Origin of the sequence: Eubacterium sp. AF34-35BH (assembly GCF_003477765.1) — a bacterium.
Classification (GTDB): domain Bacteria; phylum Bacillota; class Clostridia; order Lachnospirales; family Lachnospiraceae; genus Eubacterium_G.
The window spans coordinates 418,223-428,947 of sequence record NZ_QUDZ01000001.1 but is presented as its reverse complement, the minus strand read 5'-3'; the positions used below and the strand labels follow the sequence as shown (position 1 = coordinate 428,947).

Sequence of the window (10,725 nt, the reverse complement as noted above, 5' to 3'; positions counted from 1 at the left end):
ACCTCTTGAAGTTTCCATATTTTCATTCAAATTGTCATCTTCTGCTACATCATCAAAATCTGTGTCATCAGGCTCCGAATGGTCCTGAAACACAACAAAATTCTTTACATATAAGAGGCTTGGAAGTCCCAAACCTCTTCTTTTCTTTTCAACCAATCCAAAATTCTCAAGCTCATTTAAATACCTTACAGCTGTCTTTTTACTAAAGTTAAAGTCCTCCATTATTTCTGCAATCTGGTATATTATGTATACTCTGTTCTCTGAATCAAACCATCTGTTCTTCATTGACAGGTTCATTCGGTCAAGCAAAACTCCATAAAGAAGTTTTGCATTGACTGACAAATCTTCAAACATTGGGTCTACAATCATTGCTTTGGGAATTCTTATGAAATTAAACTGCTCTGCCTGAGCTCCATAATAATAATCAAATGTCATAACCATCACTCTTCCATTTCTCCAATAACTGGTAAATTATGTTCTCCATTTCTGCCTTTGTATAATTTTCAGGAAAATACTGCTTAAGTTTCTTTCGGGATATTGTAACCTTTGCACTCTCCTTGTTTTTCTCTTCCGGTCTTTCAATGATGTCTGTTGATTTTTCCTTATTTTTAATTGCCTTAACTTGCTCTAAACTAACCTTATATCCAAGATTGAAATAATCTAAAATGTCCTGCTGTTCATTCTCTGACAATTCTGCTATTTCCACTGCAAGTTTTATGGCAATCTTTTTTTCATCTACCATTTCAAGTAACTCCGGTAACAGATTAGTAAGTTTTATGTATCGTGATACCTGTCTCCCTGACAAGCCATTTGCCTCTCCTACAACTTCCCTGCTTTCTGCTCCTTTTATTCCTTTATGGTGAATCGCTTCAAGTTTCATTTGAAATGCATAGGCTTTTTCACTTGGAAGTATTTCTTCCCTTTGAATGTTTGAATCAACCATTACTATTGTTGCATCGTCATCACTCAATTCTCTTATAATAACCGGCACCTTTTCAAGTCCTGCAAGCCTTGCTGCATGTGTTCTTCTGTGCCCTGATATTATCTCGTATTCTTCGTCATTTGTTTTCCTTACCAATATAGGAAGAAGTACGCCTCTTTCCCTTATTGACTCTGTTAATTCTTCCATCTTTTCATCATCCGAAACCTTAAATGGATGATTACTAAAATCATGTAATTTATCTACATCTATTTCTTTTAATCCATCTGTTGTTTCCACTTTCAATAATTCATCGTAACTTGTTAATTTTATTTTTTCTCTTACTTTACTCATGTACAAGCACCTCCTCTGTTAATTCTTCATAACTTCTTGCCACTTTTCCTTTTGGGTCATGAATATATATACTCTTTCCCTCAGCACTTGTTTCTGCAGCTCTTACTGACATCGGTATTCTGCTATCAAATATTCCAATTGTTTCTCCATAGGTGCTCTCTAATGCCTCTAATATGTCCTTTGTATAGTTAGAACGCATATCAACCATTGTCATAACCATACCTTCTATTTTTAGTTCCGGATTTATTTGTCTTCTTACTCTGCTTATTGTCTTTATTAACTGTTGTAATCCTTTTACCGGTAAATATGATGCCTGAACAGGAATTAACACTGAATTGGCACACACAAATGCATTAATGGTTATCATTCCAAGGCTCGGCATGCAGTCAATAAGAATATAGTCATAGTTTTCTTTTATATTAGAAATAAATCTTTTCATTACTAATTCTCTGCTCATTACATTAACCATAGAAACCTCTAATCCTGCCAATTCTATGTTTGCCGGGATAAAATCAATGTTTTCTTCATGTTTTAAAATTATTTTTTCATAATCAATTTCCTCCTCATTTACAACATCCATTAACACATTTGCTAATGAATACTCAATCTTGTCTGGTTCATCAATTCCAAGACTTACTGTCATACTTCCCTGTGGGTCTGCATCTATTAACAGAACTCTCTTCCCCTTTCTTGCTAATCCAATACCTAAATTAACTGTTGTGGTAGTTTTTCCTACTCCACCCTTCTGGTTTGCTATTGCAATTACCTTACACATTTCTTTCTTCCTCCTTATATATTTTTTATATCTCCTACAAGATCACAAATGTTGAAAATGTAAATAAAAAAAGACACCTTCTAAAAAATTTTTTTTAGAAAGTGTCCAAATTTTTTATTTAATTATTAAGTTAACGTACTATGACATATTATCGCGTAAAATTTCTACGTCCTTTTATACGTCCTTTTGCTTTAATTAGTGAATTTGTAATTACTAATAACTTGCTACAATGCCCATAAATAAAGGGGTTCTACAGTTTTTAAAAATAAATTATTTATCCAACTGTTTCATTGTCGGGAATATCGTCCGATATTACGAATATGTCTTTATATCTTATTATAACTGTGTTTCCGTTACCTGTGTTTTATGCTCTGATTTCATAAATCTACACTAATCTTCATAAGTGGTCGCAAATCAGTCGCATATTGGTCGCAATGTCGCAACCACGATAACATCACAGATTATTTTTGGTGCTGACTATGTGATACTTTTCACCATGCTACCATTACACCATATTCCCGCAGCAACATAGCCAGCTAATAATAATTTGTGCCATTTTCTTCATAGTGTGTCCCCCTTTTGTATTATCAAAGATATCTTTAATTGCATCATAGCAGATGCCAGCGGAGACAATGGAAACCAATGTCATAATTATGTAGGGAATATTTGGAATCGAACCAAAATCTGTTGCCAACAAATTAGCAAAAATATAATATCATTTTTTCAATAATGTTGCAACCTGTTAATTACAAGATTGAGCCTTCTTCTGTTTAGCGAAATACTCGTCAAAATTGATAAGCTCTGACTTCTTCAAATCCTTAGTAGCTTCTGCATAAATCTGCATCGTAGTTTCTGCATCTGCATGTCCCAGAATATCCTGCATAGCTTTAATGTTTACACCTGCTTCACACATTCTGGTTGTAAAAGTATGTCTCAAAGAATGATTGCTAAATTTTGGAAGAATAACTGCATTATCTCGGTGATCTTTATCAAGTACCTCGAAATTGCAGTCTCTAATAATTCTCCTTAGAGCTTTATTAAGTGTGCCTTGATGCTGAACATTACCAAAACGATTTACAAATATAAAATCTCGATAACCATCAACAACAGCTTCACTCTTAATTCCACATTCTTCTTGATATTCCCTCTCCATGAGGAAAGCTTCTTTTACGATTGGAAGCATCGGAATTGTTCTCTCACCTGCTTTTGTCTTAGTGGTATTGATTGCAAAAATCTGTCCTGCCTCTGTTCTTGTGCAGTAATATACCAATGTATGATTCACATTGATTACTTCTTCCTCTAAATCAATATCACACCATCTAAGCCCTGTGATTTCTCCAACACGCATCCCAGTCCATAACATGATAGTAAAAATAGGATACCATCTATGATACTGCCCCTGCTTGCTGAGAAACTTCTCGAATAGCTCCTGCTCTGGAACTGTTAATGCTCGTCTTTTTTCAACTTCAAAATTCCGAGCTTTCTTTAGTTCTTTTAAGGCGTTGTCAGAAGGATTATATCTAAGATAATCATCCTCAACTCCAAGCTCTAATACTTGATGCAGTACAGTATGAATACTGTCGATTGTATTAACCTGTATATTTCTTTCATCCGCCAGATAATTATAAAATCCCCTAACATCTGAACGCTTCAAATCAACGAGCCTGCTCTTGCCAAAATCTGGTTCAACAAACATGGTGTACATGTATTTGTAATTAGAGAATGTATTATCCTTAAGACCTCTCTTAAGCTGTACCCAACTATTATACAAATCATTGATGGTAAGATTATTCTTATCCGCTCTGACACCATCTAAAACATCTCGAAGCACATCCAATTCTTTTTCTCTTAATTCCTCAAGAGTAACTGCACTAATAGAGTGCCGACCGCCTCGCTTGTCTCTCCATTTGAACTCGTAAGTTCCGCTACTTCTCTGGTATTCGCCTTCTTTCAAAACTCTATTTTTATTGTCTTTGCGTCTCTCTACTGCCATATAAAATCTCCTTTCATAACAACAAAGAGAACACGCTCAAGTACATTATAGCCTCAACATGTTCTCATTGTCTATTAAAAGTTACATCTCTATCAAATTAAATTGAATACATCTTTTCTAAGTATTCAGCAAACAGCTTCCGTTTAATAAGACGTTTGTTTCCGCACCAGATAACATAAGGACAATTATCGCTGTTCGTTAATTCCCTAAGCTTATTCTGACCGATTCCAAAATACATTGAGGCTTCCTCAAGTGTTAAGTTTGCTTTTTCCCATAAGGGAACGTATTTCTTATCTATAACAATCACTCCCTTCAATCAAAATGTAAATCTACATCATCGTCTATCTCAACGAATTCATCTCTTTCCAGATATGCTTTTACAGAATCATATTCTTTTATACTTCCATCTTTTGAATAGATAACCACCTTGTGAATTCTTCTAAGAAAAGCATCCCAAGATTCTCTATCATCCCTCTGGACTTCATAATACTGTTTTTCCAGAGACCAATTCGATATTATATACACCTTGTTATAACAAGCGTATTTATTAGTATATCTACTCGGAAGCTCGATAGGATATATATCACAGAATAAAAGCATTTCTTTAATTCTCAAAGAAGAACGGAATTCATCAAATGCAATTACTGGCTGTCCATTGTATGAATCAAAAGGATGCAGGTAATCAGTTACACGATATACATTTGAATATCCATTCTTTTCAAGAACACCTCTGGTTTTCCCTGTTCCAGTAGCTCCGCTAATGTAAACCACTTCTAAATCCAGTCTGACTGTCTCTTTATATTTTTCTGTTAATAATGTCGTTCTAACTTTATCTATCTTATCAATTTGAAGAATATAGTCTTGATTCTGAGCCAGTATTTCCGCATTAGTCATATTGTCCATTACCATCTGGTAAAGCTCCGACATATCACTTCTCTTGCCCTTACTGTCTGGCGGTTGTGTACCATATTCCTCAAATGTTCCTTCAATTTTCTTTTCCTGTTTCGACTCGTCTGTTTCCCATTTACCAGTCTTTTTAACATAATTCACATTATCAGATACTGAACCTTTGCATTTTTCAATATGTGCTTCCTCAAAATAACGCTTAACCATACTGAATCTAACTCTGGATGCAAATACTACAAATATATGCGTGTGATAACAGCTTCCCTGCTCATCTGCCATGCAGATATATACAAGTGTTTTGAAGTTTCCGCGCATCACCCCTAATATGTGTTCATGCGTCCATCCTTTTTCCTCTGGAGCGTTAATCGTAAGCTGATACATAAAGCTCTGAGTATCTTTAATTGCTATCGCCTCCTGTTCATTATGTGCAGCCTTGCGAACATGCTACAAAGCCTGTAAATACAAGGAGTGCACATGTTTGTGCAGGTTTGGGTAATACTAAGCCAAACCTGTTGCGGATGGCTTGTGGCTTCGCCACAGCCACCGCTTCTGTTTGTTATCTTGTTAATGCTTCAATACATATTGCCTTCATTTTCTCTTCATTCCTTATCACAGGCACCTTTATAAATCTAAGTTCTGACCCCTGCCACAGCATGACACCTTCACCAGTATGAAATTCTCGATTTCCGACTTTATCTATCAACTCTTTCGGCATGAGCATGGAGTATATGCTCTCTAAGGTCGCACCTACAATAATAATCACGCCAAAATTAAGTCTTGAGCCAGTTGGAAAAGCTGAGGCATCTGGACGCTGACAGGCAATCACTAATCTGACCGCTAACGAGCGTCCGAGCATAAGGATTTCTGAAACCTTATGCATAACTGCTTCTGCTTTCTTCTTTTCTGAACCAAGCAAAGCCAAAATGTTAGCCATGTATTCATCCCAAACAAGTGTCACATAATGCCTTGATGTATCTTCTCCACGTTGACGCTTATGCATGATTTCATACACCTCTTCAAGAGCCTCTATGGTTTTATCATAAGGATAATATCGAGGACAGCCTCGAAGATGAGTAAAACTATCATCCTGCTTAAAATCTGCAAAATACACCACCGAATCTTCGCCCCCATGTAAACAAATTCGAGCAAAATACTGATTTGTCAAATAGCTTTTACCAGAACCACTCATGCCACATATAAGCGTCTGGGAGTTATTCTTAGTGGATGCATCCACAGTTACAGGTACTCTATTACCAAATCCATACCATGCATCATAATCATAGCCTATAAGCAATTCCTTAGAAGGTATCATCATACAACACACCTCGTTCCTTTGGATTCCTGCCCTTAGCCGATTCAAAATAGATATGGTTACCTTTATCCTTTTTCCTACCACCATAAGTAATATCACCTATAAGATGCACATCCAGTCTGTCACAGATAGCTTCCTTCTTTTCCTGCCATCGTTCCATCGGAATAGTAGTATAGAATTCTCTTTTAATAACTCCCGATTTTCTATCTTTTTTCTTAGATATTAATATTGGCGGTTGATTTTTCACATCTTGTTTATCTCCGAATACAATCTCCATATCCGCTTCATCTCTAATTGCAAACAAGAAGCCTACCAACTGGACTATTCCTATTGCACATATAATCGGAAATATTATAATTATTGCGGTCACACATACAGTAAATATAGTTTCAAACATAGGATATACTTCCACGCTAGCAATATATCTACTTTTAGTCATAATCAACAACACAACGCCACCGGCAAGCAAGCCCCATATAAGATTTAATAATGGATAATTCCATAACTGCTGAATTCCAAGAATAAATCTATACTGTTGCTTTTTTCTGTTGTGCCTCTGCTCATTAAATTCTTTATTGTCCATATATCTCCCTTCTTAGCAAGTAAGGGAATGGAATACCCACTCCCCAGAAATATACTTAGCAACCATAATTCAAATGAAACCCTTTCAACATAAATGCATTTAACTTCTCATGCAAATCACATATATGATTATATTTTCTGAAAATGATACTCTCAAGCGAGCGGTCGCTATCAATGATGAAGTGATTCTCATCATCGAAACACCCATACTGCTCATCCTTTTCAATGAAAGACCAGTAGTCAATATCATATACCATAGGACGAATGATTTCGTCTGCGTAATCCACAATCTTTCTCTTCATATCTTCTGGAAGCTGATTACTATACTGTCTTAATTCAAACAGCTTGTTGCTCTGAAAAGCTCTATCTTCATATCCTTTCAGAGCTTCAACCATGAGGATATGACATTCAATAAGCTTTGTTTCAATTTCTTTATTCATTATTGTGTTCTCCTTAATAGACAAGCATCGGGAGGATTATTTCCTCCCTTTGCTTCATCTGTTTACATAATGTCAGTAGAGTTTCTTTATCAATTATGCCAAACTAATTTTTACAAGTTTTCCTTTATGATTAAACTCAACATCTACCTTTTTATTTAATTCCATGCCCTTAGGTAAAGCGATACTTCTAGGAACAAATAATTTGAGTGCCTCTAAACCTTCAACATTAGGATTCTGTGTGAGTAAGTATAAGTTTGTACCTTCTATGTGATTACCTTCTTTGGTATCAAATGACATTTCTGATATTCCAACGAACTGCATTAACATAGTTGTGCGCCTCCTTTCTTTTATCAGCTTATCCATGGGTTGCTGACCTATTGTCTTAGCCCTTGACAATTTTAATTTTACTCTATAATATCTCACATATAAATGCCAAGTGCAAGCCATACTGCATTTTATAAAAGGAGGTATATGTCACTTATGTATGACAAAAATTTATTTTCAACCCAATTAAAAAATTTACGAGAATCTCGTTGGAAACAATATAAGAATAATCAGGACAAACGGAACAATCCTTACGAAAAATATGCTTACTGCAAATCACAAGATACTCTATCAGAAAAACTGAATGTTGAGCGCAGAACTTATGGAAAATGGGAAAACGGAACAACAATTCCTACAATTGACAAGGTGGCAGATATTTGTAATGTCTTAGATTGTAATATTGATTACTTATTAGGGGCAGAAGAACTCATTGGATTCACACCTTCCTCAATTGCTTCTCACTACTCCACAATCAACATTGATATAATAAATAAAGCCATAAGTGATGATAATTATAGAGATTTTCTCAATTATTTTATGCATCCAGATAATTGTTATGCGCTTGTCAATTCGACCACTCTTAATGCATGGAAAGATTTTCTTGTGAATAGTGAAGTTGACAACCTAAAGGACCCTCTGAAAGCCTTGCTGTCAGATATATTTCAAGGTTATCAAGCATTCACACCATTAAGCCAATATGACAAAACATCCCTAAAAGAATATCTTATCTCTGCTTTACCTCACGATAAGTTTTCTTTTGCAATCAAAAAAATGGATGAATGCATCAATATAAACACCTGCTTATCTACAAATATTTTAAATAAACTCGGTATAGTTACCGATAATCCTCAGAACTATCAAATTCTAATTGATTATCTTGTTAATTACTGTTTTCATGTTCTTCTTACGAAAGAAAAAATAGATATTCAAAAAGAGAAAATCGGACAACTTTTTGTTCATATGCTAGAGAAATATCTTGAAAAATAAGAAAAAAACTCAATAAGATTATTAACCTTCTTAATCTTACTTCACCAAAGAAGAAATAAACAAATTATTTAACAGACTCCAAATATTTATAATAAAAATAGATGCCTATGATACAACGCGTATATTATGGTCGTTCATAGGCATCTATTCTGCTTTGTCTACCAAACAAATAGCATATTAATTTTATTAATCTTTTACAACACTTTCGTATCTCTTTCCTGTATAACCAACTGCACTTACCTCCTTATCACATGCCAAAAACCATAATTCAGTATTATTTGTAAGATATAACGTTGTAATATTATTGCTTGTACAAGCAAGCCATTCCAAGTTAATATTTTTAGATAAATCTATATCTGTAAGTTGGTTATCAGAACAATCCAAACTATTCATTGATACATTGTTTGATACATCTAGATTAGTTAATAAATTTCCATTACATTCTAAATTCTCTAACCCTTTATTTTTTGATAAATCTATTGTTTTTAATTTATTATTACTAAAACATAAATCCTTTAAAGCTAAATTATTTGATAAATCTAATTTTCCTATTTCATTACAACTACAATCTATCCTATCTAAATTAACATTAGCAGAAACATCTATTGTTTTTAATTTGTTATTACCACACATAATACTTTCTAATGCTGTGTTATTCGATAAATCTAAATTTTCTATTTCATTATAATAGCAATGCAAGAATTTTAAATTTTTGTTATTAGAAATATCTATTGACTTTAATTTATTATTGTTCGCATAAATGTATTCTATCTCTGGATTATTTGAGATATCTAAATTGGTTAATAAATTGTTGTCACAATGCAAAATTGTAAAATCATCTGTGTTTTCAGGTAGTTTCAAACTCTTCATTTGATTTTCGCTGCACCATACATCATTCAAATTCAAATTTTTAGATAAATCCAACACACTTATTTGGTTGTTAGCGCAAAAAAGACCTCGCAATTCTAAATTATTTGACACATCTATTTGTTTTATATTGTTGTTGACACAATCTAAATTATCTAAATCTTTGCAATTTGAAATATTCATCTCTTTAATCTGATTATCTGAACAATGAATATTTATTAGTTTCTTACAATTATTAAGCTGTAAACTCTCGATTTGATTATGCGAACACCATAATTCCTCCAATTCAGTATTATTTACCAAATCTAAGTTCTTAATATTATTAGATGAACAATATAAATTTTCTAAACTACTGTTTTTGGAAACCGATAATTCTTCTAATCTATTTTCTCCACAATCGAGAGTTATCAGCTTCCTACACTCATCAAGATACAGACTTTCGATTTGATTAGATTCACAGCTTAACTCTCTTAAATTACTATTTTCAGAAACATCCAATTTTTCTAATTGATTTTCATTACAATAAAGCTCTTCTAATTCATTATTATCAGAAATGTTAATGTTTGTAAGCATACTACCATCGCAATCCAAGTATTTTAATGATTTTAATCCTGTTAAATCTAATTTTCCCTTTAATTCTAAACCTTTACCATTCTCTTCATCAAACCATTTTATTCCAATCAGATTACCATTTGCATCCCATTCGTAGCTTGAATCCTTTATATCCTCTTCAACATCAGCACCTTTTTCTTTTTGTTCCTTGATTATTTTTTTGAGAACTTCTTTGTCATTATTATTTAATTTCGACCCATCAACTATTGTCGGCTTAGTAGTTGGTTGTTCTATAGGCTTTGTTGTAGGTTGTTCCACAGGCTTTGTTGTCTCTGGAACTTTTGAACGATTAACTATTGCTTTCTTTTTTACTATAATCTTACATTTGTATTTCTTTTTACCAATTTTAGCTGTAACTGTTGCTTTACCTTTCTTTTTACCTGTAACTTTTCCCTTCTTACTTACTCTAGCAACTTTCTTATTAGATGTTGACCATCTTACTTTTTTCTTATTATTTTTTAATCTTAACTGAACTGTTTTTCCAACATAAACAGTTGCCTTTGTCTTGTTTAATTTTACTTTCTTTGCTGCAAAAACACTCTCTGGTGTTACGGTAAATGCCATTATGAATACCAAAATAATGGCACATATTTTCTTTAGCTTCCCCATAATCTTTCTCCTTCATTTTCTGATGTTTATTTTTTTAACAAATAT

Annotated in this window: 12 protein-coding genes; 1 reads left to right on the top strand and 11 read right to left on the bottom strand. The window is 33.6% G+C overall.

Going from position 1 to position 10,725, the window contains the following annotated elements; all coding sequences use genetic code 11:
* The 10 genes from DWZ69_RS02000 to DWZ69_RS01955 all read right to left on the bottom strand — a co-directional run.
* Positions 1–441: replication initiator protein A (locus tag DWZ69_RS02000; protein ID WP_243081026.1), on the bottom strand; the 441-nt coding region annotated here is incomplete at its 3' end.
* Entirely contained in the window at positions 425–1,273 is an 849-nt protein-coding gene (locus DWZ69_RS01995) for a ParB/RepB/Spo0J family partition protein (protein WP_118435936.1), read from the bottom strand. The genes DWZ69_RS02000 and DWZ69_RS01995, both read right to left, overlap by 17 nt.
* On the bottom strand, positions 1,266–2,048 hold the full coding sequence (locus DWZ69_RS01990) for an AAA family ATPase (protein ID WP_118435934.1): 783 nt from the start codon (positions 2,046–2,048) through the stop codon (positions 1,266–1,268). Before DWZ69_RS01990 ends, DWZ69_RS01995 begins: the two co-directional genes overlap by 8 nt.
* A 742-nt stretch (positions 2,049–2,790) precedes the next feature.
* Complete coding sequence (locus tag DWZ69_RS01985; RefSeq protein WP_118435932.1) at positions 2,791–4,041, bottom strand: tyrosine-type recombinase/integrase; 1,251 nt, start codon at positions 4,039–4,041, stop codon at positions 2,791–2,793.
* Between the two features lie 97 nt (positions 4,042–4,138).
* On the bottom strand, positions 4,139–4,348 hold the full coding sequence (locus DWZ69_RS01980) for an excisionase (protein ID WP_347497422.1): 210 nt from the start codon (positions 4,346–4,348) through the stop codon (positions 4,139–4,141).
* Positions 4,349–4,353: 5 nt separating this feature from the next.
* Positions 4,354–5,328 carry a replication protein gene (locus DWZ69_RS01975; protein ID WP_118435930.1) on the bottom strand — a complete coding sequence of 325 codons (975 nt, stop codon included), beginning with the start codon at positions 5,326–5,328 and terminating at the stop codon, positions 4,354–4,356.
* Between the two features lie 175 nt (positions 5,329–5,503).
* Positions 5,504–6,262: a hypothetical protein gene (locus DWZ69_RS01970; RefSeq protein WP_118435928.1), complete on the bottom strand. Its 759-nt coding sequence runs from the start codon at positions 6,260–6,262 to the stop codon at positions 5,504–5,506.
* Positions 6,246–6,842 (bottom strand): hypothetical protein, encoded by a 597-nt coding sequence (locus DWZ69_RS01965; protein ID WP_118435926.1) that lies wholly within the window; start codon positions 6,840–6,842, stop codon positions 6,246–6,248. Before DWZ69_RS01965 ends, DWZ69_RS01970 begins: the two co-directional genes overlap by 17 nt.
* Before the next feature lie 55 nt (positions 6,843–6,897).
* A complete protein-coding gene (locus DWZ69_RS01960; RefSeq protein ID WP_118435924.1) occupies positions 6,898–7,281 on the bottom strand; it encodes a hypothetical protein in 384 nt (127 codons plus the stop codon).
* A 93-nt stretch (positions 7,282–7,374) separates the two neighbouring features.
* The gene (locus DWZ69_RS01955; protein WP_117440992.1) at positions 7,375–7,608 is read right to left on the bottom strand and encodes a hypothetical protein; all 234 of its coding nucleotides are present in this window, start codon (positions 7,606–7,608) and stop codon (positions 7,375–7,377) included.
* A 153-nt stretch (positions 7,609–7,761) separates the two neighbouring features.
* Here DWZ69_RS01955 and DWZ69_RS01950 point away from each other — a divergent pair, with 153 nt between their 5' ends.
* A complete protein-coding gene (locus DWZ69_RS01950; protein ID WP_158573346.1) occupies positions 7,762–8,592 on the top strand; it encodes a helix-turn-helix transcriptional regulator in 831 nt (276 codons plus the stop codon).
* A gap of 186 nt (positions 8,593–8,778) precedes the next feature.
* On the opposite strand, the gene DWZ69_RS01945 is transcribed toward DWZ69_RS01950, so the two are convergent.
* A complete protein-coding gene (locus DWZ69_RS01945) occupies positions 8,779–10,680 on the bottom strand; it encodes an Ig-like domain-containing protein (RefSeq protein WP_118435920.1) in 1,902 nt (633 codons plus the stop codon).
* Positions 10,681–10,725: the final 45 nt, after the last annotated feature.

Excerpts from the sequence above, each read along its gene's own strand:
- DWZ69_RS01945 (WP_118435920.1), bottom strand. The coding sequence starts at position 10,680 with ATGGGGAAGCTAAAGAAAATATGTGCCATTATTTTGGTATTCATAATG.
- DWZ69_RS01975 (WP_118435930.1), bottom strand. The coding sequence starts at position 5,328 with ATGTATCAGCTTACGATTAACGCTCCAGAGGAAAAAGGATGGACGCAT.
- DWZ69_RS01965 (WP_118435926.1), bottom strand. The coding sequence starts at position 6,842 with ATGGACAATAAAGAATTTAATGAGCAGAGGCACAACAGAAAAAAGCAA.
- DWZ69_RS01950 (WP_158573346.1), top strand. The coding sequence starts at position 7,762 with ATGTATGACAAAAATTTATTTTCAACCCAATTAAAAAATTTACGAGAA.
- DWZ69_RS01970 (WP_118435928.1), bottom strand. The coding sequence starts at position 6,262 with ATGATGATACCTTCTAAGGAATTGCTTATAGGCTATGATTATGATGCA.
- DWZ69_RS01960 (WP_118435924.1), bottom strand. The coding sequence starts at position 7,281 with ATGAATAAAGAAATTGAAACAAAGCTTATTGAATGTCATATCCTCATG.
- DWZ69_RS01990 (WP_118435934.1), bottom strand. The coding sequence starts at position 2,048 with ATGTGTAAGGTAATTGCAATAGCAAACCAGAAGGGTGGAGTAGGAAAA.
- DWZ69_RS01995 (WP_118435936.1), bottom strand. The coding sequence starts at position 1,273 with ATGAGTAAAGTAAGAGAAAAAATAAAATTAACAAGTTACGATGAATTA.
- DWZ69_RS01985 (WP_118435932.1), bottom strand. The coding sequence starts at position 4,041 with ATGGCAGTAGAGAGACGCAAAGACAATAAAAATAGAGTTTTGAAAGAA.
- DWZ69_RS01955 (WP_117440992.1), bottom strand. The coding sequence starts at position 7,608 with ATGTTAATGCAGTTCGTTGGAATATCAGAAATGTCATTTGATACCAAA.